Below are 26,026 nucleotides of genomic sequence, written 5' to 3'. Positions count from 1 at the left end.
GTTTCGCATCAACGGGTTCTTGGTCTCTGTTCACTCATTCGGCTTTATCGAACGATAGTTACCGGCATTGGTGCTTGTCGTATCACTCGTTCTGCGACACTTCCGAGGATGAGCCGGGACACACCCTCGCGGCTATGGCTTCCCATGATAATATGCTCGATTTCGTGTTCGTCTGCATACTCCAAGATGGTGCGGGCAGGACGACCATTCTCGGTGGCCGTCGTGATTTCACAGTCATAGTTGCTCGCTTGTTCCGTTGCATCAGCACAGATCCCGTTGGCCCGTTCGATCATCCGGTCGTGCCACGTGCTCGCCGCGGGCAGTCCCTTCGCCTCTGCTTCGTACACGGCGAGCAACGGGTCGATCACGTAGAGGGCGGTGATCTGGGCGTCTGGGTATTTCGTAATTGCCCTCTCAAGTGCTCGCTGAGAGAGAGGCGATCCATCGTAGGGAACAAGAATGCGTTCGCCCATGATTGGACATTGGTTCGGGAGCATGAAATCATTGTGCAGGGGGCTGATCACGGCAGCTAGGGGATATTTATTGAAGAACAGGTGCTATCCGCACAAGTGATCATAGAACGGGTCCTCGGCGACGACGTGGAATCATCTGGCAAATATCTCGCTGAAGTCATTTATGGCGCGAACGACGGTATCGTTACGACGTTCGCCGTCGTCTCGGGTGTCGCTGGAGCCGCGCTGAACCCCTCAATCGTCCTCATCCTCGGTGCGGCGAATCTGTTCGCTGACGGGTTCTCGATGGGGATGAGTAACTATCTCAGTCGTCGCTCAGAACTCGATTACAAACGATCCGTTCGAGACAACGATACAGATCCCCCAGAGGAATTGGACGGCGGAAAATCACCACGGCGAACCGCATTCGTTACGTTCCTCGCATTCGTTGTTGCCGGGTGGGCACCGCTAATCCCCTATATTCTCGAACTTGACACCGCCTTCTCGTTCTCAATCGCGTTTACCGGGCTCGCGTTTTTCATCGTCGGTGCGAGCCGGAGTCTTGTAACGCGCCGCCAATGGTACGTGAACGGTGTCGAGATGTTTGTCATCGGCATGGCCGCTGCTGTCGTTGCCTACACTGTCGGGGACCTTCTCGGAGGTATCGCATGAGACTCTCCTGTCAAGCACTGTGCGATCATTCCCCGAACTGATCGTGAGAGGATGTGGTCATGATGCTGGCAATGGACGCAAGGACTAATTCATGAACATCGTGCGTGCGATCCACCTGCTATATCGATATTTTGGGGAAGTGCTGCCAAGCCATCAGCTGTGGTCACGACGATACAGAACTGACGATTGTGATCCCCGTACCGGTAGACCAGAACCGTCGTTCATCAGTCCCCAGATCAGGAATCGTGGGATTCGCTGACGCGCTGTCTGAGTAGAACACCGCCTCTCAGCCAAGTGGTCAAAAGCCGTTCCAACCGAGGAGTTTCTCACCGGCCAGTGGGGCGACAACGGCACCACCGACCGCGATGGCGGAACCAGAAAACGTGACCATCAGTGGTGGTTCGAGAGCGTACAGGAGTACAAAGAAACCGCCCGCGAGTCCAAAGACGGCGAACCCAGCACCGACCTCCCAGCGGTTCGACGGATGGGCTGGCGTTGAATCAGCGATGCCACGCCAGACGAGCCATGCGCCAACGGCGCTTCCGAGCGCGGCCACGCTCTCGAAAGTAACTCCCTGTAGTAACCCCAGCGCCGCGATGGCGACGGCAACAAGCAGCACCCGACCGGGAACAGTGCCACGGTCGGTGATTACGTAGAGAATCCCTAATATCACAAGCCCAAGGCCAGCCCCGACCACAACATCTACGAGGTAATGAACTCCCAGAACAAGCCGTGAGAGCGAGACGAGAGCGGCGACAGCGCCCGCGACTCCGAGCCATAGACGTGATAGTTTGTCCTCTACGACAACGAGCGCGAATCCACCCCATACCATCGTCGTCCCAAGGGCGTGACCACTCGGAAATCCCGGCCCGTCCCCTGTCGAAATACTAGCGAACGCTGGCTGCAAGAGAGATGGTATCCACTCGACGACGGGCGGCTCACCTGCTCCTGCCGGACGAGGGAGCAGGAAGAACTGTTTGAGTACCCCGATGAGGGCGACATACGTGAGCAGGAGTCCAAGGACGAACAGGCCACGCCGCCGGTCGATCCCCCACCGCGGGAATTCATCCCCGGCGACGTAAAGTACGCCGCCCACCAGAAAGAGGAACCACACGTCACCGAGTTGTGTTAGAAGTGCGAAAAGCACGAGAACCGGGTCCTGCGCTGACCCATGAAGCGCCTCGGTGATCCCAATACCGCGGTCCTCCGTGAGCATTCTTGTACGGGAGATTGTTGGCTTCGGTGCTGTTATAGCCTCGGCTTGTACCTATCACTGTCCTCAAGGATCGAGTTCGCGGACAGAGTATTCGCGGTAAGTACAGACACAAACTGAGCGTCACTGCACAACGGGTGTTTTTACTGGTCAATACTGATACTAGAGGCATGAATGAGGATAGAGTCTGGGACGCGTTTCCCGAACTCGAGGTGATCGAAGACGACGATCTTCAAGCGGGCGTCGCCAGTGCGTGGGCGACGGCCATCGAAGAGAACGACATCGACGACCTCACCGATGTTCCGTGGCTGCCCCCGACACAGCGTGCGTTGGGGTTGGAAGACGAACGGCTGGTAAGCCACGTTCGAGACGTAACTGCCTGTGCCGTTACGCTAGCAGAGACGCTCCTCGATCAGCGCGAGGTCACTCTCTCATTGGATACTGTTGTCGCTGGTTCACTCATCCACGACGTGAGTAAGCTCGCCGAATTTGATGGAATGACCGAGACGCCAGTCTACAATCTGCTCGGACATCCCTACTACGGTGTTTACGTCGTTGCAGCGGTGGACTTGCCAGTCGAACTAGCACACATCGTGCTCTCCCATACGAGTCGAACGACAGTCGAACCGGCGACGATCGAAGCGGAACTCATCAGGCGGGCAGACGAAGTTGCGGCAGCCGCCATCCGGTCACAGGCGACAGACGACCTTCGAACCGTATAACCGCTGTACCGAACGGTAGGTCTTCTCCTAAAATGATCGATCGAGTCGTAGCCCTATCTGAGTAGGGATTGGAGCAAAGTCAACTATTGACTCAAGGATAGATATGAAAGCGGCAGAAGACGCGAATCGGATTGTGGCCGTCTGTACTGCTTGTCGGTCACCGTATGCCGCCCGGCTCTGGCCAAATGGCGAAATACGATTAATTGGAACGGGAGACCAGTGTCCGTGTGGAGGGGCTGAACTTCGGCCACTTCGGTGAGAAGTACATAAAGTGCATTCACCAGTGCGATCACTCACAAACGAGCCGTTAGGTAGGTCTGCGAACTGAGCAATCGTCTTTGGTTCAAGAATTGAGTCACTCTTTTACATATCACCAATGAAGACCATCTATGGCGCTTGATGATGTCCTTGCCCAAGTTAGTGAACTCCTCGAAGGTGACAAGATAACCGGAAGACAGGCAGGGCTCATAATCTTCGTCTGGATGGGGGCTGTCGCCCTCTTTGGATTGATATCCTATATTGTAGTATTCATTATCATTGGGTTTTGATTAGTTCTGCTGCTATGTCTGTCACCCGTACTGAGCGATCACCACCGTCGCAAATCAGGTCAGATGTTGTGCGACATTCGCGCTGTGTATCTTGCACGGTCTTGACGAACTGCCGAACTGTTGTCAGAAGCGGTGTGCGAGATACAGAGCGGTACTATAGAACCATGATTGGGACGGTTCTATCGACTGTCTCTTCTGGTTTGGAGCAGATACTCGCTCCCACCAAAGATGGCGTAGAGAACGAGAGCGAGCGGCGACAGGTAAGTCACGTAGAGGGCGAGACCGAAAATCGTCTGCAGTGAGAGTATACCCTGTACGGCACCGACGATGAGCCACCCGAGAATCACGAGCACAAGAATCACGAGGGGGGCGAGCAGGTCAAACCGGAGGAAGATGGCGATGGGGAGGCCGACGAAGGCGATGACGAGGCCGATCATGCCCAGAACATACCCGACAATGTCAACCGAGAGACGAACGAGGAACCCGCTGACACTCCATCCTGCGACGAGTACGCCGGCGCCGAGGTACAGACAGACCACAGCAAGCCCACTGAGAGCGGCGATGAGCGCTGCAGCGGCAGTGGAAGAGTGACTCCGTGCCACGAGAGCGACCATACGTTACGCTACATTGAGAGTAATGATAAAGGCCAGCGTCGATTGAAACGCTACTGACTACGCGCTCTGTATTCAGCAGTGGCTGACTGAATTACCAGATTTCCGCTAGAAGCAACCTGCCGGATAGAGGGGCTATATTGCTCACAGTGTGTCAATGAAGTCGGTAACGATCTGATTGAACTGCTTGAACTCTTCAACGGTGAGACAGTGACAGGCCAACCATTGACGTTTTCTCCCCTCCTTAACCAACAAGTTTCCCACGAAAGAGAATGGGTCTCATCTGATCGCCGCTGTTGTGAGATGATCCGGCCCTGATCGGTCCCAGATTGCCTGGAAGATTTGCTCGTGAAGCGTTTCAATCGGTAGTTCTGCACGGAAGGATAGCCACTCAGGAGTCGCACATTCGTCGTACAGGTCAATTACAGTGGCATAGTACTGCCTATCGACCGCTTGATCCACAGTGTCCATCCGTATCTGGACCGTGGTGAGGTCAGCATCCAAGTAAATCATCTGCCACGGATGGGGAAGGAGACGTGAAAGCGGGATACTTGCCGACCCGTACACGTCATAGAAGAACTGGTGGTAGTACCGGTCAAACACTACGACTTGCCTCCTGTTGCGAACCTGGAGGGAAACCATCCCAATCGTGAGCAGCGCGAACCAAAAACCAACGAGCCCGAACAGTACTCGTCGAACGAAGTAGAGTAGGCCATGTTCCGTCTCTTGGGTACGCGTTTTCCGTGGGCCGAGGTGTCTCCGGAGTCGGTCGGCACAGGGGATGTTGTCGGAAAGATAGTACAGCGCGTGAACGTACTGTGCGTCGTAGCCGGCGGCTTGCAAGCGCTCGGTAAGGAGTTTCGCCTGAGTGGTTTTCCCACTTCCATCCGGCCCAACGATGGCAATCGTACGCGCTAGCTGTGGCATTCGATGAGAACCGATGGAAGTTCGCGTTAGATACGCATAGCCCTTTCTCCAATGTCGGAGTGTGACCCAGTACTACGTACCCCTCGCTGTACGTAGTGGTTCGGCATCGATCTCGCAACTGGTATGTGCGTTATATCTTGCACGACTTCCTCAGCCTACTCTCCAAGTGCCACAAACGGCGTGCAAGATACAGAGGGTATCTCGATCAATCCCTCCTGCGTCGTCCAGCGCCGCGTTTCCCGCGCGGGCAACCGTCACTGCTCCACAGTGCCTTGGCTATGACTCTCTCGACGAACGTTGGCAGACATTAGTTCGTTCGACACCCGCCGAAGGTGCGCTCTGTATTCAGCAGACTTTGACCGAGCTATCGTTCCACTGTCAAGAGTCGCGTGCTGAATATAGTGGATGAGTGCAGCACGACGACCTCGTTTGTTTCACGCCCGCCCTACTGAACCAGCCGTTCCGTAGATATGCGAACAGAGCATATTCGGTAAGTCCGTACCAGATATGTCGTGGAAAACGCCCCGGGCGGAGACTCCTTAGAATTCGTATTGAGCAATCTCTGCTGATTTACAGGTGGAACACTGGTCAACGCCTGTCGCGAACTTTTGGCCACAGTTACGGCATTCGTACAGCGACGTTTTGCTGGTTCCCCTCTTCCCGCGAGCCTTCTTCCGCAATTGTTTGAGCTTACTCATCTTTCCAATCCCAATTGTAATGTTTGGTCCCGAGCAGCTATCAGTATTTTCTACGACCATGCCGAATCTACTACTATATGACCGGTCCACTCTGATCGATACTTCTCTCATCTATACTGAGCAATCGATCATAGCCAGCTAACTTTCTCCCGTTCACGCTGCTGTGCCTCTGGACTGTAGCTACCCCGATAATGCTCGAGGAAGGTCTCAAGATCGTTCCAGCCGCCCCAGTCACAGATCAAGAGCGGGTCGACATCGTCTGAGGCGAGTGCAGTTGCTCAAGTCCGTCGAAGACCGTGGAAGCCGAGGTGATCCCAACCGGCATCTCCCGTCTCGTCGTACAGTTGGCCAGCAGCCGATCGAACCTACCGCCGGAGTGACCGCGTACTCGTGATTTCGACGAGCGACGAGCTGGTCGGCGCGTCGCGCACGTCGTCGACCGTTCGGATAGTCGTCGCGAGATCTCGCGGGACTGGCGTCTCTCGGAACTTGTCACTCTTCCCGTGCCAGACGCGGAGCATCGTCCCAGCGTGGGTATCAACGATGTCCTCCGGTGCAACCTCGAGGACCTCATGGGATCGGAGGCCACACCGCGCTCCGAGCGCGAACGCGATCCGCTGCTGGGTATTGTCGGCGACCTCAAGCAATTGTTCTACTTCGTTCTGGCTGAGCCAGACCTTCATGTCGTCGCGGTTCTCGTGCTGTTGGAGATCCATGCGTCCGGGTTGCCTGCATTCCGGACAAAAACCGCCAGCAATCTAGTTCTTTCGGTGGTGCTGGAGGGGGAGATCGGGCCGATTCTGTCCGACTCTCTCCGAGTTCTTGGACACAATACTCACGGTAAGTACAGGTAGTGCACTTAGAATTTGGTTCGACACGCTCTATATGATGGAAGTGTCCTCTCTGTAATCGGCACCCGTTTTAGTTTTTCTCTGATTGGAAAAGACCGATATCGCGGCAGATTTCTATGCCTATCATAACCCACGTTATCCAAACCAGCAATTTGCGAGGCCACGTTGCTGGTGGTATTTCTGTAAACATTAGAATATATGGATAGACAAAGGAGAGTACGAGGATAACAGCCCCGTATCCCACTGAGGATAGAGTTGGATTTGGCGTACGCGAAGTCACAGCTCGGTAGGTCAGAAAGAGAGCATATGGGCCAAGAGTCGCTAGTTTAGTGAATAGCGTATACAGACGGTCAAAATTCCCCCAAGCACCGACTTCTTCTTCGTCAGTGGTACTGAATTCCTCGGCTGATTGATGGGAAGTGCCATAGGGTTTGACGTCTTCACTAGACGGTTGTGCGAATGTACCTGGATAGAATAGAGCACCGATAAGTAGAATTCCTATAAGAAAAGAAAATATCCGAAGTGCCTTAGATTTCATCAGAGAATGATTTCTGGGAGAGGTCATGAATACTTTCTGGGGTCTTATCGTCCAATACGCACGTGTAGTGAGCGGGTGGTTCATCGCTTTCGGCGTGAAACAAACGAGAGAATCGCGCTGGATTCATCCTCTCTATGCAGGAATTCGCCATCCTGGGTGGCGACTATCTTAACGTCGGTACGTCCGACAGTTTCAGCCGTCGACTGTCCGACGGACCCAGTGGATCGCCCGTCCCGTCGGCTCCGGGAATTTGGAACAACCCATGTAAAAATATGAACGCTAGAAAGTTTCTTGATAACACACCACAATGTAAGGGAGCATGGCGACAGAACGCGATGTCGGCAGTTCGCTGTCGGACACGACCATCGTCGACACGGACGTCCACATCGGCTACGGCGGGCCGGTCGTCGAAGCGACGGCCGAACGGATGGACGAACCCTGGGCGGGTTACGTCGACCCGGAGCGGACGCCCGACCGCTACCGCTACCCGAGCCCTGGCCTCCCCAAGCCGCTCGGCGGGCGCAAAGAGTTCCTCATCGAGCGCGAGAAGAACGGTGCCAACACGCACCCCGACTTCATCCGCGAGGTGCTCATGGACGAGATCGGCGTGGACTATCCCATCTGCAACTTCCTCTCGGCGGTCGAGCGGGCCTGGAAGACCGAGCGGGTCATTGCGGAAATGCGCGCCCAGAACGAGGTGCTCATCGAGCACTTCCTCGAGGGCAACGATGACTTCTACGGGCTCGCGAACATCACGATGCGTGACCCCGACGCGGCGGTCGAGGAGATCGAGCGCATCGGCGACCACGATCAGATCGTCGGCGTGTTCATCTTCACGGGGACGAAACACCAGAAGCCCCCCGGAGACCCCCAGTACGACCCCGTCTACCGGGCGCTGGCCGACCACGACCTCACCCCCACGTACCACGTCACGAACTTCGTCTCGAAGGCCCCGTTCCTCCAGGAGTACGAAAAGATGTTCGCCTGGCACCCGCTGGCCCAGTCCTGGTCCATCCAGCACACGGTCGTCAGCCTCATCGCACAGGGCGTCCCCGCGAAATTCCCCGAACTCGACTTCGTGATGCTGGAGGGCGGCGTCACCTGGATTCCCTGGGCGATGGCCCGGCTCAACCGCGAGCACGGCCAGTGGCGCAGCGAGGTGCCTTACCTCGAGAAGAGCCCGGAAGAGCACCTCCGCGACCAGTTCTACTTCTCGACCCAGCCCTTGGAGGAGTTCAACGACCCGAAGAACATGTTCAAGCTGCTCGACATCATCGGGCCGGAGTCGCTGGTATTCTCGACTGACTACCCCCACTACGACTTCGACGACCCCGGCGCCATCGACCGGTTCTTCGCGGAGTTCACTGACGAGGAGCGCGACATGGTCTTCGGCGGGAACGCCATCGATGCCTACGGGCTGGACATATGAGCGGGACCACCGACCACGTCGTCTGCGATGCCGGCGAACTCGGCGAGGGCGAGCGGGTGCTCGTCCAGATCGAGGGCCGCGAGATCGGCGTGTTCAACATCGACGGCGAGTACCACGCCTACACCAACTGGTGCGCCCACCAGGGCGGTCCCATGTGCGAGGGGACCCTCGACGGAACGACGGAGGCCTGCTTCGACCGCGACACCCTGGAGAGGGACCTGGAGTGGACCCGCGAGGGGCAGGTGCTGCGCTGCCCCTGGCACGCCTGGGAGTTCGACGTCGTGAGCGGGGAGTGTCTGCACTCGGACCGCTACCGCCTCGTTGACCACGAGGTGCTGGTGCAGGAGGGCGAGATCGTCGTCCGGATGTGAGGGGGCCTCGATGGCCGAGTGGCATGTCCATCCTCGCGCCGACGAGGTCCGGAACACCGCCCCGAACCACACGACACGTAGCCGTAATCGTCGATACTGGCTTCAGACAGTGGCGATGACTTTAATTTAGAGGATATGATCGACGAGAGCTATCAATTCCCCGAGGCCGGGCCGATCGAGTGCGAAGATCGTGGACAGCGACGTCCTGGCAACTGAGTCGGCGTGACTCGACCGTCCTTTGCCTTGCGCTTCGTACTGACGGTCGTGCTGAAGACATCCTCTCGGCCTTGTTTGAACGCGTGATTTCACGGGTGTGAGTCCTCGATGGCGCGTTCGATGTTGCGGACAGCGGAGTGTCACTCACTCGCTCGGCTTGATAGTAGCATGTCGAAGGGGCTCCCTGCCCCTTTTAACGAATAACCAGGCTTCTTAAGGAGCGATCGACCGAATTATGACTGTCGGACGTGAGAACTCGGAGAGAACGACTTCCTACTATATCTCCACCTTGTGGCGAGAACCACCTAAAGAACAGACGTACATAGCAACTCACATCTCATGAAGTGGCTCCCTCTCCCTTTGGATATTACTATAACCAGTTTTCAATAGTACCGCTCGGCCAATAGGTTGAAGCAAGGGTGCTTCCAATCGTCAGACGGCGAGGGGAGCTGTCGTGCTCAGCGGACCCGTCCGACCCGAGACAATCGGATCTCTCGCCGCACCCCTGGGATCGTTCCAACGCAATAACCATATTGTCACACTCGATCTCAGACCTACCCCGATTGACACACCACCTGAGGGATGGGGATTCACACGCTGGCTTCTGGCCGGCGTTTCTCGAGAAACCACTGGTCTTGAAAAGACTAATACCCACGACGGAGTCTTATCTTTGAACTGGGCAGGCCGAACCACCACCTACCGTGTCAGAGGCATGTTCCCTGCCCTGGTGTCACTTCCCCCTCTCCCTTTCAACGTAGACAGTGATCCACGATCCGTGGGCATTCAGCCGAAAGGCTGGTTTTCCCATGACTAAACCTGCTTTCAGTTGCCAAGTGTTTATTGACAAGGAATGTCACAATAGAGGCGCAGGGGGATTGCCAGACACCCCGTTCGTGACTCCCTGTTAGTGGCAAGAAATCGGTACGTCCGTTTTCCGGCCGTTTACCACTCCTTCAAGACATAACCTGCTTGAGGAACACAGTTCCCACATGACTGTGATATGCTGCTAGTTGACAAGTGTTTACTAATAACAAACGCCGTGAGAGACTCCCGGCCGATATCAGACCGTTGGCCGGGCCAGATTCCGTTTGACCGTCGCCTACAAGGGTCTTGGCACACATTATACCGGCTTGGCCGCCGGTGTTTCAGTACAGTGGCCGACTTTCCGTGCTTCCGTTAGGGCGGCCCTGTTGAAACCCTCAGTCGCAGATAATTTATCGAGACTGTGCTGAGAATACAGAGCGCGACTGCAGCGCTCTCTGCTCACGCAGTAGCGAGGATGCCGACGTCAGCACAGGCTGTTTAGGTATCGACAACCGGAAGCGTAAAGGAAAACGTCGACCCCTCTCCGGGTTCGGAGTCGACCCAGATCTCGCCGCCGTGGCGCTCGACGACCCGCCGGGACAGCGCGAGGCCAATGCCCGTCCCCGAGTGTTCCTCATGGGTATGCAGTCGTTGGAACACCTCGAAGATACGCTCCTGTTCATCAGGATCGATCCCAATACCGTTGTCCTGCACTGAGATGAGCCATTGGTCGTCATCACGCGTGGCAGAAATGTCGACCTGCGTTGGCTCGTCGCCGCTGTACTCGATCGCATTACTCAGCAGGTTCTGGAAGACTTGGCGCAACTGGCTGGCGTCGCCATCTACACACGGGAGATCGTCGGCTGTGATATCAGCGTTACTCTCGTCGATCCGCATTTGGAGATCTTCGCGAACGTCATCGAGGACATCGTCGAGGTCGACCGACTCGAACGGATCGCCACGCGTTTCGATGCGCGAATACTCGAGCAGTCCGTCGATCATCTCGCGCATCCGCTCGGCGCCGTCGACGGCGAACTCGAGGAACTCTTCACCGTCTTCGTCGAGCGCATCGCTGTACCGGCTCTCGATCAGTTCGAGGTAGCTCGTCACCATTCGCAGTGGCTCTTGGAGGTCGTGGGAGGCGGCGTAGGCGAACTGCTCTAACCGTTCGTTCGACTCCTCGAGTTTGCGCTGGTACTCCCGTCGTTCGGTAACGTCTTGGACGACGAGCATCCCCGCAAACACCGCTCCATCGTCGTTTCTGAGGGGCAAGGTGTAGGCGAACAGATTTTGATCGTTGTACTCGGCCTCGAACGAGTTCGCCTCGCCCTCCAGCGCGGCTTCGAAGTACGGCTCGACCTCCTCGACGATATCGTCCGGATAGATGTCGTAGACGCTGTTTCCGATTCGATTCTCCGGCGAGACACCGGTCGCGTCCAGCAACTCCCCACCGATGGCCGTGTACTGCAGGTCATCGTTGAACAGGCCAACCGCACCGTTTGGGAAGTTTTCGACGAGCGTCCGGTAGCGCCGTTCGGACTCCTCGAGGGCCCGTTCGCGCTCCTTTCGTTCGGTGATGTCGGTGTAATGCTCGATGCGACCGCCGGCGTAGAGCCCGGACTCGATGGGCTGGCTCCAGTGGGTTACCCAGCGTTCCTCGAAGCTCCCCTCCCCGAGGATGTGGCTCTCGAACTCCTCGGTGTAGGTGTTGTCCTCGTAGGTGGCGGTCACGCGGTCGGCGAACCGTTCGGGCTCCTCGAAGATATCCGCGATCTCCGCCTCGATAAGCGCTCGTTTGTCCCGACCGACGATCGCCTCGCGATCGAGTCCGAAGAACTCCTCGATCGCCTCGTTGATCCAGACGACCTCGAAGTCGGGATTCAGGATGAACGTTCCCACGTCTGATGTGTCGAGGACGTCGTTCGTCAGCGACCGATAGCGCGCCTCGCTCTCCCTGAGTGCCTGTTCGCGCTCCTTGCGCTCGGTGATGTTTTCGATGGCGAACACAGCACTCTCGATCTCTCCGTGGTCGTCGTAGACCGGCGCTCCGTTGATAGAGACCCAGACTCGTTCTCCAGCCGGTCTACATATTCCACTGATATGATCGAACACGGGTTCTCCGGACTCCATAATTCGCGGGAACGGCTTCTCGTCATCCGGGAGTGGGTCGCCGTCAACGTCGACTTCGGTCCACTCGGAATCGTCAAAGCTGAGGTCGTTGATCTGGGCTTTGCTCCGACCGTAAATCTCCTCAGCGCGGTCGTTAGCGAACTGCATTTCGCCGTCACTGTCAACGATCGTGATGCCGATCGGACTCGTTTCGACGATCGTTTCGTAACGGGTCAGTTCTCGTTCACGTCGCTTCCGTTCGGTGATGTCGCGGGAGTAGACCGACAGGCCCGATTCTGAGGGATAGATGGCGTTCAGAAACCACTTATCCCACGGAGGATAGTAGTCTTCGAAGACTACGGCCTCTTGTGTTTCAAGAGCCTCATACAGTGCGTTCTCGTACGTCTCTGTGAGATTCTCGTTACGAATGTCCGAACCAATCGCGTCCTCATCCAGTCCAAAAAGGTCTGCTGCGGTGTCGTTCAGATAGCGAAAGCGGAGTTCTTCGTCAAGGGCATAGAAACTGTCTGATATTCGATCAAAGACCTCTCCGAGGTCGCTGCTTGCCGCATCCCTTTCCCACCCCATCGTGAACGCTTGTCCGTTCGTGGATGGCTGCCACCACACGCGTCCGTTTCCCCCGACTTTCTTTGTTTCGAGTCGGTCGTGATCGACGAGTCGTTCTAAGCGCTCGTAGGTGCTCCGGCGGCCGAGGTCGAGTTGTTCGGCCACCTCGGTTGTCGTCATGGGTGCCCCTCCCGCTTCGAAGAGGGCGAGGGTTTCTCGAAGTATATTCGTCAATTGTGAATCGGGCACTGCTTCAGTTACTCCCGACCCAGATGGAAAAACCCTCCGCAGTTGGAGGCAGTAGTATAAGGCGAGGAGAATTATAGGCACTCTTCGCGCAAGATACGCGCTCTGTATCGGTCATGGGAACTTGTTGGAACGTGAATGTTTTACACACGGTCATGCGAGATACACAGCGCGAATGCAGCACGGATTCGCTCGACCGAAATGCGAACCGATGGAGGTGAAATACGTATTGCTAGATATTATTTACTACTACACCGATTCCAAAATGATGATGGGAAACCAGGGGTTCAAGCAAGGGTGTTCTTTTGTGGTCGCGTTTGTGGTTCCCGTCCTCCTGGGAGCCTACTTCAGGGACATGAAACGAGGAATCCTGATCGGGTCGAGACGGAATTCGTCTTTGCCGTGGTGAGCCAGTTCTTCGAGTCGAAAGTCAAGTCTGGTCTCTCAGCTTCGGATATGTCAGTAAGGGGTTCCACTCGGGAGAGGGCGCCCCTCAGAGAGATGCCGATACGAGCGCTTGAGGACGCCGACGAATCGATCGTTGTTCTTTCCTCAATGAGGCTAATAGACGTATAGTAACGACTGGACGGCGGGACGGAAGCGTACATGCTCGACGATTCCCGACGAGGGTTTCTGAAGACGGTCAGTGTTGCAGCCGGTGCTACAAGCGTCGGTGGTATCGCTATTGCTCAGGAGGCCACTGGAGCCGATCAGTGGGAGCAACCCCACGGCTGGACGGCGTTTCGGGAGGGGCCACAGCGAACAGGTGCGATAGCCGAGGCTGGCCCCGCTCCCTACGCGACCACCGACTGGACGCTCCCCCTCGACGGTACGATGCGCACCGGCAGCCAAGGACATGTTGCCGAGCCGGTCCTCGCCGATGGAACGCTGTATCTTGCAGTGGCGACGGAGACCGGGACCTACGACAGCACGGGATACGTCGTTGCGTATGATTCCACGACGGGCGATCAATTGTGGAAGCGAACCGACCTCCCTGCTCCCCGAACGCCTGCAGTCGGCGATGAAATGCTCTATGTCGCGACGAATCCGCCAACTATCTCCCAAGACGGTCACGGTGGCTTCGTCGCGCTCGATGCCGATACCGGCGAGACGGGCTGGTACAGGGATGATCACCTGGACTGGGCCGATCCCCTCCTCGCGGCAGGGAACCTCTACACGTCGCGTCTCGCTCGATCGGCTGACGATCAGAGTGTCTGTCAGCTCGATCCGAGTACCGGAGAAACAATCTGGAAAACCGACACTGTCGGTGGCCAGATCAGCTACGCCACCGGAACGCTGTTCGTCAGTACCGGAAGTGCGTTAGACGCTAATGACGGTTCTGTGCAGTGGAACGTCTCCGCCGAGACCGGCGGGGGTGCAACGGTCCAGACGGTGCGTGACGGACGCGTGTTCGGCATCGAACGCAGAGAGGGGGAAAACGAGTACGTTATTCAGTCACGGTCGACAGTCGATGGCACGCTCCGCTGGATGTACCCCTTCGTCGGCGACGAGGACGACGAATACATCAGCCGACTTGCGGTCGATGATGAGCGCGTCTACTTCGTAACCCACGTGGGCGATCCGACGAACGCTGGTGGGCGGAGTACGACGATCACGGCGCTCGCGGCGGAAACCGGGACGCTGCAGTGGCGTTACGAGACGGACGCTTACCTCGCCGGCGATCCGACGGTGGCCGACGGGACACTGTACGTCGGTGGCAAGTACGGACCCGCGTCGAGCCCTGATCCCGAAGTGCCGGCCTACTACAACGGGCTCGTCTTCGCGATCGACGCGGCGTCTGGCGAGTACGAGTGGGGGTATGTACTCGATAGTGAGAACACGGCCGGGACACCTGTCGTCGTCGATGAAACGGTGTACACGGCGACGTACGACCCCACCGAACTCGAAGCCGAGTACATCGATGCGACCCTCTATGCCCTCGAGAGTAGCACCGACCGGCCCGACGCCGCTCATCGGCCGGGCAACGACGCCTGTTGACGAGTCGATCGACACCGGCTCGAATCGACGGCTAACGCTTTTCGTCTGGCTAACGCGGTCACTGATGAACGTACTGAAATCCGCGACACGTGGGGATTCGGTGATTCTTCGAGTGTTAACGCTGTAACAGTTACTATCGCAGGCCTACGTCTATTGTATTCTGGCATCAAAAGAGGCTTTGATGGAACTCGTCGACAATCAAGTCGCTGTTATTACGGGCGGAGCGTCCGGAATCGGCCGCACGACCGCAAAGACATTCGCAGATCATGGCGCGTCGGTCGTCGTTGCCGACATAGACGAGGACGGTTCCGATACCGTAGCAGAAATCACGGAAAACGGCGGTGAATCGACCTTCGTTCAGACAAATGTGTCCGATCCAGATGACGTCCAACAGATGATCGAAACCGCCGTTGAGGAGTATGGCGGTCTAGATATCCTCTACAACAACGCGGCTATCGAAGGTCCCGTTTCCCAACTTCACGAGTACGATAACAACTCCTTCGAGCAGGTTCTCGATGTGAACCTGAAAGGTGTGTGGTACGGCATCAAATACGCCATCGACGCAATGCTCGCCGATAATGGTGGTTCAATCATCAGCGCTTCGTCTATTGGCGGCGAAGTTGCAGTCCCCCAATACAGTGGCTACGGCGCGGCCAAAGCAGCCGTGAGCCATCTCACAAAGTACGCTGCGATTGAGTACGCTGACGAAGGGATCCGTGCGAACGCAGTCGCTCCGGGAATCGTACGCACCGAGATGATCGAACGTACGATCGAAGAACATCCGGAGATGGAAGAACAATTTCAAGAAACCGAACCGATGCCCGGCCTTGCCGATCCTCAGGAGATCGCAAATGCCGTACTCTTCCTCGGCTCTGACCTATCGTCGCGAGTAACCGGTGTGACGCTCCCCGTTGAAGGAGGCTACCTCGCCCAATAGAGGATGGGGTCAGCATCAGTATCGTTTAGTTCTCAGGCTAAGTCCACCATCCTGTTGGCGTTGAACTCGAAGGACTCGCGGCGCTCGGATCACCTGTCACGTTCCCAATGCGAGACATGTCCCGAACCCCCACCGATCGCGAGTGGGCGGTTTCCCGCTATCCATGCCGCTCGCGGTTTTCCATCCGTCTGGAGGAACGCTCACAAGTTACCGCATCTCCGCTTTTGTGGACATGGTAGTGACAAAGGTATTCTATCGAATTTCCCAACAGGTAGTTGATCGTACCTCGAAATGAGCTATTTTCATACAATCGGGATTCTCTAACGTTACTCTCCCTCGCTTCCATCCCGTAGCACGCCCAAATGTGCCCGATCGACGTAGGCCACGTCGACGCTCTCCAGTGCTGTCGTCTCGGCGACGATGGTCCGCGCGGTGACTCGCGGCGAAAATCATTGAGTTCGTGGTACCGCATCGGCGTCCCGCTGACCATGCAGTAGTACCACGTCCAACCCGTCTTCGTGCTGCGACAGCAGATGATCTCGCTGTCGTCATAGCGGGCAAACGGGTCCCGGTGCTGGGGCTGTACCATCCCGATCTGTCACGTCGTGTTCGCGTCGGTGCTCATATCTCAAATCACCGATTCCGGCGGGCTCGCGTATGCGAGTTGTCCAAATCTTATCTATAATATATGTTAATAATACGAATTATTATCATCCAGACAACCGGCGGCTCGAAGTCACGAGGTGTACGAAAACGACCTCATGGGGTAAATGCTGGGGAGAATACCTTAGGAAGAGCATCCGGAGTTAATATCACAGCCACCGACTGTGCCTCTATGTCGTTTCGGAAGAATGGCCTCGTGGAAACCCTCAAGCGATGATAGGTTTTACCCGGCATGCTGCATACAAGGCGCGAATGTTCCACGGGATTCGGTTCGATCTGCGAAAGTTGTGATCGTTCAGTACAGGTAATCGATCAGTGGATGAGGCAATGTGGCTAATTGGGCCGAGTTCTCGTTCTGTTGACAATACAATTCGTGAGGAGTCTTGTACCCGGTTTCTCGGTCACTATTCCGCATATACGAGAGTTCGTCGGCACTCAGGACAGACGTATGGAACTGGTGTGAGAATTTCGTCTGCCCGGAAGCTGCTAAGAAATCCGTCGTCTGACGCTTCTGAGACGAGAGAGAGAGTACCCATGACGTCGGTTCCTTGTAACTCCATCTGTTCTAATGGTTCCTCACAGTCCGGACAGACCTTTTCAGAGGGCATGTGTATAGTACACCCACTACTCTCAAAAACTCGTTTTGATTTGTGGTCTCACTCGGATTTAGCTGGCCTGTTCTCATGCCGGTCAGTACGCACTTGCAACGAGTGTCTGATTCACTCCTTTCGGCGTGAAACAAACGGAGTCGTCATGCTGCACTAACCCTCTGTATCTCGCACACCCCTTCTGACAGAAAATCGATGGTTTGCTACGCCTTTGCAAGATACAAAGTACGTATCTGCCACCACCGAACTGGGGGCACCGAGCGGTACAGACCGTCGTCCACTATAACATCAGGGATAATACGGCGCACTTGACCACAGGGCGTGCGCCAGTCGAGCCGTCCGCACTCGCTGCTTCGAGATACCGGTCGGCCACACCCGTCCCGAGAGCGAGCTGGCGTCCTTGCAGGGCCCGATCGATTTCTCGACGATGACCGATTTGTCGTCCAGACGAATCTCGTCGATACTCTGGATGGCGGTCGGGCCTACGTCTCTCCTGGCTCCGGCGCGTGCCAGGCCAGGACCGCTCCGAGCGCCCCGAGGGTGCCAGCGACGAGGAAGGCCGTCTCGTAGTTCGAGGCGTCGATGAGCCGCCCGGCGGCGATGGGTGCGATGAACGCCCCCGCCAGGCCGACGCTCGTGAGGAAGGCGACGGCCGTCGCGGCGACGGCTGGCTCGACCAACTCACGGACGTACGCGAAGACGAGGCCGAGGCACAGTTGGATGGCGAACCCGGCGACAAGCAGCGCCGCGACGACGACGGGGATAGTACGAATCGCAGTAAAGCCCGTGATGACGGGCGTCGCCACGAGGAAGGAAAGTAGAACGACCGGGCGGCGGCGGCCGGCGAAGAGGGTATCCGAAAGAACACCGCCGGCCACCCGCGAGAGCACGCCAACGGCCGGAAACAGGGCGACGAGAGCACCGCTCAGCCCCAGCGACAGCTGCAGGTCTTCGGTGAGGTACGATGGAGCCCAACTGTTGACGAACAGATACAGCGCGTAGCCGAGGAACCCGACGAGGCCGACCGTCCAGACGCGGCGGTTCGTGACGACGCGGCCGAGGTCCGACAGCGTTGGCGCCGGCGTCCCGGTAGCGTGTCCGCTGCCGCGACTCATCGGCCAGAAGATGATCACTCCTACGCACGCGATGCCCGTGAAGATGGGAAAGATAGCCGGCCATCCGAACTGCTCGGCGACGATGGGGCCGGTGCCCTGCCCGATGGCGAAGCCGACCGGCCCGCTCGCGGTGAACGTCGCCACGGCCGTCCCCTGTCTAGCAGGGTCGAACGAGCGCCCGACGATGTCGATGCTTGCGTTCCAGACGACGACGTAGGCGACGCCGCCGAGGACGCGTGAGGCGACGAGCGACCAGTAGGCGCCGGCGGTCGCGGCCTGCCAACCCCACACTCCGGCGACGAGAAGGAGACCGACCGCCACCGCGACGGCGTACCGTGAGTTCGTTCGGTCGAGCACGATCCCGACCGGAATGCTCGCAAGAACCGCCGTCCCGAACATGACACTGACGAGGAGGCCGGCCTCCGAGGCGCTGACTCCCAGCGACTCCCGAATGAGCGGCGTCACGCTCGCCGGGACGAGTTCGTAGGCGCCGAGCGCCACGGACATGAGAATCGCGCCCGCGAGCAGTCCCCAGCGGGCGCGCTCGCTCGTCACGGCCATCGTATCATCTAACGTGGCGTCCTCGCTCGACACACCGACACGGTCCATCCCGGCGCCGTATTAACCTAGCGCGATGCGTTCGAACTGTCCGCTCGCTATACCGAATCAACTCACCACCGGGCGAGTGAAATATAACTCCGGTATCTGCTGTATCTATCCTCTATATTCAGTACGATGTTTGTATCAGGTGCTAAATATTTCAACAGAGATAAATATACTGTATTGGAAAACGCCGACAGGTAAATCGGCGTTTCAGCCCCCTTCCAGATGCGTCAATGGAAGGCCCGGGATCGAGTGTGACAATATGACAATTGGCCTCACGTTGGAACGATCTCGGAAACGGCGAGGTGCGTCTCGGAGCAGATCAAGGCTGGGTCGACGAACAGATCCTTTCCCCTCGCCAGAGGGACATTGTCATCATGAGGAAATAATTCTGTTGGCCAATTGAACTATCACCAACTGTTAATAGCTATTGCCAACAACAACTATTTGCCTCTGTTGCCCTCTCTTTCAGAGGCTGGATCCTTTCCCTCACATCCCCCTTCCCCTGTTCTAAAACGCCGGCGCAGAGGTCCCCCTCAAGCGCACGCAGCGAAACAGGAGGGGGACTAATCGATCGGCGCATTAAACGAACAGCTGTCGCAGATGTAATCACAGCCTCGATTCTAACAAAGATTCGAGGTGAGTTGAATAAGCGCGAGCAATTACATCGATGATATATACTGGAAGGATAGGATGATGAATAACGGGTCAGAACGACCTATTCAACGATGGACTGTACTCGGCCTTGTCTCTCCCATCCGTTCTAGCAGTACTGGCAATAGTTCTCTTGATGATTGGTGAGTCAGTGAAAGATGAAAGAGGGATCGCCGTGGTTCGCTATACTGCACGTTGCTGCTGAAGAATCACATCACCTTGTACATATGTAATCTTCTTGCGACTGGGTGTGCTGGGATGTGATATGAACCGGCGGCAGTATCTGACAAGGGCTGGAGTCGGGGTCGGCACAGTTCCGCTCCTAGCATCCAGTAGCGGGGCAACCGGTTATATCACAGTCGACATTATCGAGGCAAATACCCCACTTGCGGGCGGCGACCTCCTCGAAATGACGGCCGAACTTGAGAACAGTGCCTCCACTGATGAACGAGTCGAACTGAGTCTGGTCGTGGGCGAAGATCCAGAAGTGGTGGGCAAGCGAACGGTGCCGGTCAACGCAGGCGAGACGCGGACCGTCGAGTATCTGCAGTTCCGGACGTACCCGGTACGCACTGATGATACGTTCCCGGTCCAGGTCGCAACTGAGGTGGACATCGCAGAGACGATGGTTACTGTCACGGGAATCGACTCGTTTGACGCCCAATATGCGTATCCCAACCGCGAACAGGATCTCACGGTCCAACCGGGGACGACGGTTCTCTTCGAAATTGATTCCGAGATGTTGGATCAGCAGGGCACCACGCACTGGTATGTTGACGGCGAATATGTCACGACACCGGCCGGGCCGTGGCCTGCAACGTATTTCTCCGAGGTTGGTCGAGAGCTCTTTACGCACACGTTCGACGCTACAGGGACGCATCTCGTGGATACGGCCGTAACCGCAGCTGATGGAAACGCTGGCTCGCGTTGGGAGGTGACGGTGGCTGATAACGGACTTGAACCGCCAACCGTCGATGCTACGCGGCCATCCTCCCGTGAGCTTGCCGCCGACAAACCGACCACGCTCGAACTCGATGTGTCGAGTACCGCCACCGAACTAGACCGTGTCGTCTGGTGGATGACGCAGTCTGACGTGATTCTTGACGTGTCCGACATCAGTGGGACCAGTGACACGGCTTCGCTCCAGATCGATGGCGGCTGCCATACGTGCCAGATCGAGGCGTGGGTGATCGACGAGAAGAACGCGTTTACGGCGGTCAATCCATGGGTGTTCGAAGGCTTCGACGAAGCAGGGAACGATACTGGCGAGGGAGAGGTTCCCGTGACGATTCTGGACACGAACAGTCCAGTGACCGGTGGCGAGGTCTTGGAAGTAACTGCCGCTATCGAGAATACGGGGACTGCAGAAGTGACGCGTGACGTCGATCTGGTGGTCGGCGACGATCCGGAGCTCGTGGACAGTCGCACTGTGACGGTTCCTGCCGGTGGAACGAAACGATTCGAGCTCCTATTCGAGACGTATCCTGTGGCTCAGGACGATTCGTTCCCGGTACGCGTCGAAACCGGGGACAGCACTGATCAGCGTACCGTCCTCGCGTACGGGACGGGGACGTAGCTATGCTGCTCTGGTCAACTACCCCACCCTACTTCGCTCACCCTGACGGGTTCGCTCGTTGAGGGTGGGGCTTGTCCGTGGACTCTGCCTCTGACTTGTGAGAGTACGGGGTGTATCCCCGCTTCGGCGTCACTGTCCCAGACTTCAGGGCGTATTGACTGACGCCCCTCCCACGCGAGGACTGTTGCTCGCGTCGGAGATATCGATAACCAAGTACCGGAAGACATGAAGACCGCGACGTTCGGTCTCGGTTGTTTCTGGGGCCCTGACGCGGCGTTCGGCGCGATCGACGTGTCGTGCGGACGCGAGTCGGCTATGCTGGCGGGACGAAAGTCGACCCGACCTACGAGGTCCTTGGCGATCACACGGAAGTCGTCCAGATGGAATACGATCCCGAACGGCTCTCGTTCACCGATCTCCTCGAGCGTGCGTTTGCGGAACACGACCTGTATCACCAGCCCCAGAAACGACAATATCAGAACATCATGTTCACCGATACGGCTGCCCAACACGACCAACTGTTGACGGTTCTGGACGAGAGCGATCTCAACCGCGACCGGCTCGAAACACGTCTCGAATCACTCGATCGATTCCATTTGGCAGAGGCCTACCACCAGAAATTCAATCTCCGCGGCAAGCGGTGGATCACCGACGTGTTCACTGAGGCAGGCTATGACGATGAGGCAGTCAGAGAGTCGCCAGCAGCGGCAAAACTAAACGCGCACGTTGCTGGCCACGATGTCAGTGCTCCATTTATTCACCAGTCGTCCGATCCGCGGTCACGGCGATAACCCCCTCAGGCTCAGGATCCGACGCACAGAGTCAGCAACCGGACTCGTGAGACAAGTTTTTCCACACAGCCATTACTCCGCCACGATCTCGGTGGGAAATTGAGCAGATTGCTGGCCACAGGCTTTCGCGTGATACATCTTACACCTCATGTGGTCAGAATTATCTGTGAAACGCCGCCGGAGGACGACGAGCCATGAAGCAAAGTAACGGCAGTCGAAATACCAGCGCATGCCAACGGTTCGCGTGTTGAGTACCGGTGGGACGATCGCATCGACTGCTGGACCGAGCGGGGCGACGCCTTCCAAAGACGGAGACGATCTCGTCGCTGCCGTTCCGAAACTGACAGAGATTGCGGAGATCGATGTCGAGTCCGTCTGTGACCAACTCAGTTTCCATCTCTCGTTCTCGAACGTCGCATCGTTAGCTCGGGCTGTCGAGCGCGCAGCGGACAACGGTGTTGACGGTGTCGTCGTCACCCATGGAACCGACACGATGGAAGAATCTGCGTACTACCTCGATTTGGTGGTCGATACGACGATTCCGGTCGTGTTTACCGGCGCACAGCGCCCCGCTGATCGCCCGGGCGCGGATGGACCGGCGAATCTTCTGCAGGCGGTCCGTGTCGCGGCTGACGACCGTTTTGCGGATGGTACCTATATCGCTTTCGGGAACCTCGTCCACGCGGCCAGGCGGGTGACGAAGGCGCGAGCAGGTCGTCCCGATGCGTATGCATCACCCGATGCAGGGCCAGTCGCAGAAATCACGGCTGACGGGCTCTCACTCCGGCGCGATCCTCGTAGCGAGTCAGTATCGCTTCCCACCGTCGAGACGACGGCGCGGGTCGAATTGATTTCAAGTGGCTTAGCTATCGACGCCCGACAACTCGAGCGCGCCGTCGCCGATGGCGTTGACGGACTCGTCCTAGCGGCAAGTGGGATCGGGAACACGACACCCGAAATCGGTGACGCGGTTGCCGACACAGTTGATGCAGGTGTCCCGGTCGTTGTCGCAACGCGCTGTTTCGACGGTGCTGTGGGAGCCCGGTACGGCGGTCCAGGTGGCAGCCAGACGCTGCGTGATCACGGGGCGATTCCGGCCGGCGATCTACCACCCTGGAAAGCGCGGATCAAACTCGGTCTGGCACTCTCGGCCTACGACGACTATGAAGATGTCCGTTCAGCATTCCAGCGCCAGCGTGGAAGCATACTGAAGTAATCCACTTGTATTTGGTCGGTGGGTTAACAAGTGTGATAGTTGTGGTTTTGCTAAGGGAGAGTAATGGACGGGAATCGTGACGTGGCTGAGGAGTTACAGGTACTTCGTCAGCAATGGGAAGGGATTACGGACGTCCCAGCGGCCCCTCGCTCGACGATGAACGTTGTTGAATACGGGTTGGGGAAGCAGAGACGTGCTGAGGTGTACATCAACCGGTTGTTGTATTACTTGCTCGATCCGGAGCAGCCACACCAGATGGGGACTGATTTTCTCGCGGCGTTTCTAGACGGGCTTCCAGAAACCTGTCAGTTCGAAGAGGACACGTATGACCTGTCCGACGTACGGGTCAACCAGCAAGTTCCAGTCTGGCATGAACCGAGTGCAGTACGAGATACTGACGCGTCGCCAGGGTACCTCGATCTACTGTTGGACGTGCCGAACGAGTGGTTCATACTGATCGAGTTGAAGTTCTCAGCGGCCGAGACCGGAACTGAATTCTACTGTGAGGCTTCTCAATTCGGCGACCGACTCGTTAGTGAGTACGAATCTGGACAGTACTATTTGTACATGCATCAGGCGGATCGAGCCGAGGCGAGTGGTGCATGTTTTGCGAACCTCACGTGGCGAACGTTCGTATCGGAGGTCCTTGATCCGTTCCTGGCAGACCACACTCCACGGTATCCCCAGCGCACTGCCACGCAACTGCACGACCTAAAAGACGACATTCAGGAAATCGCAGGCATGAGTGACCAACCCACGAACGATCAGGAAAAAATAGCACTGTACCTCGACCACGTTGATGCGATTACGGACGTGACGGCGGCGTTCGAAAGCGAGTGGAACGACTACACTACACAGTGGGGACAGGAGTGCGGGCTGCACTCGAACATGACCGTGTCACGCCCGGGTCACCGACGAACGAGGACTACACGGACGTAACTGTAGACCGCGGTGCGAACGAGGACGAGCGCTGGATTTTCTACGACAATAGTGGTGACTGGCAGCACGTCTTCAAGTACGGATGGCGACGGCGAGAGCAGGAAGACGAAGTACTAGTACAACGTGCAAGTGACAGGAATGACCTCAGAATCGGGTTCTACCATCGAATGGGAGACGACAGCAACAGAGACACGGCAGTCCAGGACCGGGAACTGCGGTTCAACTTCCGGTGTATGGGTTCGAACCCCACGGCGTTCAGAGACATTTACAACGAGCAGTTCACCGAGCGGAAACGCAGTATCGAAGCCTATCTCGAATCAACAAACGCTGCAACGACAGGAGAAAAGCGAACCATGATCAGAGGGACGTACCCGATTCGAATTAACGAGCACGACGGATTCTTCGAAGCGTATACCGCAGCGCTAAACGACGCGTTCGTCGAACTCGCTGTGGAAAATCCGGATCTCGTACGGATACTTAGCGAGGCATTCGAAGACTCGATCGAAGCGTACCGATAACCTCGCTGGTCTTCACTTACTGATTTCCGCGTTCAGCGACTATCTTTTGGATATGTGGGCTCATAATTTCGTGGAACTGCTTCAGTTCGCGGACCGCGTCGTGAAGTGACTGCTCTGGAGCATCGAATTCCAGCAGAATCGATTTCGTGAGGAACGCGTAGCTCTCGTCAACATCTTTCCATCCGCTCACTTCGAGTTCTGTTGAAAGGTCTGTACCGAGTCTCTCACGTAATTCGTCGCGTACATCGTGCTTATTACCCTGTTCGACATCCAGTCGAAGGCGGATTCGTGGGTCCGATCGTTTTAGATGGATGTGTGGTTCGTATTCGATATTGACGCCTTCCCCGACGCCTTGCCAGCTGGGTTTGTACAGTTTAATGTAGTTTCTGCCGTGCCGGCTGACACGCCACTCTTCACGCGAGAAGTGTGGATCATCAAAGAAAATAGCCTCGAACTCGTCGAAGAGTGCTGATTTGTCCTGCTCATAAGCGTCTACAAGTCGGTCGATGGTTTCTGCATACTTTGAGTACAGTTCTGTTTCCTTTGAGATCGTGTTTGTATCTGTCATTCCGAGTGCTCGTTGTATTGTGTCGAGAAAGTCTGCGAACTGCGCGTTGCTCTTCGAGTAGTACTGCTTGATGTCGCTACTCAGTGCCTCGACAAGATGTTCGACGACGTGCTTCCAAGGGATGGTTGTGAATTCGGCGGCTGTTGGTGGCGCTGAGTACCTAGGGGCGAGGTAGATATATTCGCGTGTTCCGTCGTACTGATTGACGGTGATGTCGCCGAGGTGTGAAGCGTTCGCGTATCGGTCTGTTTGATTGCCAGTTTCGGGAGATGCGACCTTTAGTTCGGTGCAGATGAACCACTCGTCCCGGTAGCGTATCAGGATGTCTACGGGGCCATGCCCGGTCGAGACCTGTGTTTGTACGTTCACCTCGTCGAGATTAGTCGTAGTATCCGGAGCAGTGAATGTCGTGTCAGGATGTGATGCGATTGCGTTCAGAAATGCTTCGAGGGCAGTCGTGCCAAGAGTATGCGGGTTATCGCTGTCGAGGAAGTATACTAACAGTGATTCCCAGTATTTCTCGCGTTTCGATTCACCGAGAATGCCGAGCGTTGTTGCTGGCGGTTCCTCAACGGCGTCGAGTTGTTGTTTGATGTCTTGAAGCTGGCGTTCAATGCTCGCATCACTCATAGTCAGGTTCTCTTCTCCACTCACGACTGCTGTAGAACTGCTCGCCGCGTACACCCGAGTGTATGATATTGCTGGATCGACTCATTCGTACAGCAATACCTATCTACAATATTATAACGTTCCTCATCAACAGGTGTGAGTTGAGAAAGACGTTACTGGGGAGTAACACGCGGTATAGCACAGATCCTTGCTTCCCGCACACCATGATTACCGACGATAGTAGTTTTGGATCGAAC

At 56.6% G+C, this 26,026-nt stretch carries 19 protein-coding genes and 2 pseudogenes; 12 read left to right on the top strand and 9 right to left on the bottom strand.

Annotated features, from left to right (window positions below; all coding sequences use genetic code 11):
- Nucleotides 1-44: 44 nt before the first annotated feature.
- Nucleotides 45-473 (bottom strand): universal stress protein, encoded by a 429-nt coding sequence (locus NDO75_RS05985; protein ID WP_310905232.1) that lies wholly within the window; start codon nt 471-473, stop codon nt 45-47.
- A 96-nt stretch (nt 474-569) separates the two neighbouring features.
- Between NDO75_RS05985 and NDO75_RS05980 the strand changes: the two genes are divergently transcribed.
- Nucleotides 570-1,124 (top strand): VIT1/CCC1 transporter family protein, encoded by a 555-nt coding sequence (locus NDO75_RS05980; RefSeq protein ID WP_310905231.1) that lies wholly within the window; start codon nt 570-572, stop codon nt 1,122-1,124.
- Nucleotides 1,125-1,422: 298 nt separating this feature from the next.
- Here the strand turns inward: NDO75_RS05980 and NDO75_RS05975 are convergent, their stop codons facing one another.
- Complete coding sequence (locus NDO75_RS05975) at nt 1,423-2,340, bottom strand: phosphatase PAP2 family protein (RefSeq protein WP_310905230.1); 918 nt, start codon at nt 2,338-2,340, stop codon at nt 1,423-1,425.
- 167 nt (nt 2,341-2,507) lie between these two features.
- Between NDO75_RS05975 and NDO75_RS05970 the strand changes: the two genes are divergently transcribed.
- Both NDO75_RS05970 and NDO75_RS05965 read left to right on the top strand, forming a co-directional pair.
- Complete coding sequence (locus NDO75_RS05970) at nt 2,508-3,059, top strand: HD domain-containing protein (protein WP_310905228.1); 552 nt, start codon at nt 2,508-2,510, stop codon at nt 3,057-3,059.
- 389 nt (nt 3,060-3,448) lie between these two features.
- Nucleotides 3,449-3,607: a hypothetical protein gene (locus NDO75_RS05965; protein WP_310905227.1), complete on the top strand. Its 159-nt coding sequence runs from the start codon at nt 3,449-3,451 to the stop codon at nt 3,605-3,607.
- Between the two features lie 179 nt (nt 3,608-3,786).
- Here the strand turns inward: NDO75_RS05965 and NDO75_RS05960 are convergent, their stop codons facing one another.
- The 3 genes and pseudogenes from NDO75_RS05960 to NDO75_RS27720 form a co-directional block, all read right to left on the bottom strand.
- Complete coding sequence (locus tag NDO75_RS05960; RefSeq protein ID WP_310905226.1) at nt 3,787-4,221, bottom strand: hypothetical protein; 435 nt, start codon at nt 4,219-4,221, stop codon at nt 3,787-3,789.
- Between the two features lie 276 nt (nt 4,222-4,497).
- Nucleotides 4,498-5,145 (bottom strand): hypothetical protein, encoded by a 648-nt coding sequence (locus NDO75_RS05955; RefSeq protein ID WP_310905225.1) that lies wholly within the window; start codon nt 5,143-5,145, stop codon nt 4,498-4,500.
- A gap of 826 nt (nt 5,146-5,971) precedes the next feature.
- Nucleotides 5,972-6,559 (bottom strand): annotated as a pseudogene (locus NDO75_RS27720) (site-specific integrase).
- A gap of 992 nt (nt 6,560-7,551) precedes the next feature.
- Between NDO75_RS27720 and NDO75_RS05945 the strand changes: the two are divergent.
- Together NDO75_RS05945 and NDO75_RS05940 are read left to right on the top strand one after the other, a co-directional pair.
- The gene (locus NDO75_RS05945) at nt 7,552-8,661 is read left to right on the top strand and encodes an amidohydrolase family protein (protein WP_310905223.1); all 1,110 of its coding nucleotides are present in this window, start codon (nt 7,552-7,554) and stop codon (nt 8,659-8,661) included.
- Nucleotides 8,658-9,032 (top strand): Rieske (2Fe-2S) protein, encoded by a 375-nt coding sequence (locus NDO75_RS05940; protein WP_310905222.1) that lies wholly within the window; start codon nt 8,658-8,660, stop codon nt 9,030-9,032. The genes NDO75_RS05945 and NDO75_RS05940 overlap by 4 nt, the downstream gene beginning before the upstream one ends.
- A 1,518-nt stretch (nt 9,033-10,550) precedes the next feature.
- On the opposite strand, the gene NDO75_RS05935 is transcribed toward NDO75_RS05940, so the two are convergent.
- Nucleotides 10,551-12,908 carry a PAS domain-containing protein gene (locus tag NDO75_RS05935; protein ID WP_310905220.1) on the bottom strand — a complete coding sequence of 786 codons (2,358 nt, stop codon included), beginning with the start codon at nt 12,906-12,908 and terminating at the stop codon, nt 10,551-10,553.
- Between the two features lie 672 nt (nt 12,909-13,580).
- Between NDO75_RS05935 and NDO75_RS05930 the strand changes: the two genes are divergently transcribed.
- Both NDO75_RS05930 and NDO75_RS05925 read left to right on the top strand, forming a co-directional pair.
- Nucleotides 13,581-14,972: a PQQ-binding-like beta-propeller repeat protein gene (locus tag NDO75_RS05930; protein ID WP_310905219.1), complete on the top strand. Its 1,392-nt coding sequence runs from the start codon at nt 13,581-13,583 to the stop codon at nt 14,970-14,972.
- Nucleotides 14,973-15,153: 181 nt separating this feature from the next.
- A complete protein-coding gene (locus NDO75_RS05925) occupies nt 15,154-15,909 on the top strand; it encodes a glucose 1-dehydrogenase (RefSeq protein ID WP_310905218.1) in 756 nt (251 codons plus the stop codon).
- Nucleotides 15,910-17,662: 1,753 nt separating this feature from the next.
- Here the strand turns inward: NDO75_RS05925 and NDO75_RS05920 are convergent.
- Nucleotides 17,663-18,856 (bottom strand): MFS transporter, encoded by a 1,194-nt coding sequence (locus tag NDO75_RS05920; protein ID WP_345784893.1) that lies wholly within the window; start codon nt 18,854-18,856, stop codon nt 17,663-17,665.
- A gap of 961 nt (nt 18,857-19,817) precedes the next feature.
- Between NDO75_RS05920 and NDO75_RS05915 the strand changes: the two genes are divergently transcribed.
- A complete protein-coding gene (locus tag NDO75_RS05915; protein ID WP_310905215.1) occupies nt 19,818-21,128 on the top strand; it encodes a hypothetical protein in 1,311 nt (436 codons plus the stop codon).
- A 37-nt stretch (nt 21,129-21,165) separates the two neighbouring features.
- Here NDO75_RS05915 and NDO75_RS05910 read toward each other — a convergent pair.
- Nucleotides 21,166-21,342: pseudogene (locus NDO75_RS05910) on the bottom strand (RNA-guided endonuclease TnpB family protein); the annotation flags it as partial.
- An 82-nt stretch (nt 21,343-21,424) separates the two neighbouring features.
- Here NDO75_RS05910 and NDO75_RS05905 point away from each other — a divergent pair.
- The 4 genes from NDO75_RS05905 (at nt 21,425) to NDO75_RS05890 (ending at nt 24,592) form a co-directional block, all read left to right on the top strand.
- Nucleotides 21,425-21,919: a peptide-methionine (S)-S-oxide reductase gene (locus tag NDO75_RS05905; RefSeq protein ID WP_310905214.1), complete on the top strand. Its 495-nt coding sequence runs from the start codon at nt 21,425-21,427 to the stop codon at nt 21,917-21,919.
- 229 nt (nt 21,920-22,148) lie between these two features.
- Complete coding sequence (locus tag NDO75_RS05900) at nt 22,149-23,135, top strand: asparaginase (RefSeq protein WP_310905213.1); 987 nt, start codon at nt 22,149-22,151, stop codon at nt 23,133-23,135.
- 63 nt (nt 23,136-23,198) lie between these two features.
- Nucleotides 23,199-24,074, top strand: a complete 876-nt coding sequence (locus tag NDO75_RS05895) for a PD-(D/E)XK nuclease family protein (protein ID WP_310905212.1) — start codon at nt 23,199-23,201, stop codon at nt 24,072-24,074.
- 167 nt (nt 24,075-24,241) lie between these two features.
- The gene (locus NDO75_RS05890) at nt 24,242-24,592 is read left to right on the top strand and encodes a hypothetical protein (protein WP_310905211.1); all 351 of its coding nucleotides are present in this window, start codon (nt 24,242-24,244) and stop codon (nt 24,590-24,592) included.
- A 16-nt stretch (nt 24,593-24,608) separates the two neighbouring features.
- Here NDO75_RS05890 and NDO75_RS05885 read toward each other — a convergent pair whose 3' ends face one another.
- Complete coding sequence (locus NDO75_RS05885; protein WP_310905210.1) at nt 24,609-25,790, bottom strand: PD-(D/E)XK nuclease family protein; 1,182 nt, start codon at nt 25,788-25,790, stop codon at nt 24,609-24,611.
- Nucleotides 25,791-26,026 lie beyond the last annotated feature (236 nt).

It is taken from the genome of Natrinema sp. 1APR25-10V2 (assembly GCF_031626495.1).
Lineage (GTDB): Archaea > Halobacteriota > Halobacteria > Halobacteriales > Natrialbaceae > Natrinema.
This window is presented reverse-complemented; position numbering and strand designations above follow the sequence as displayed.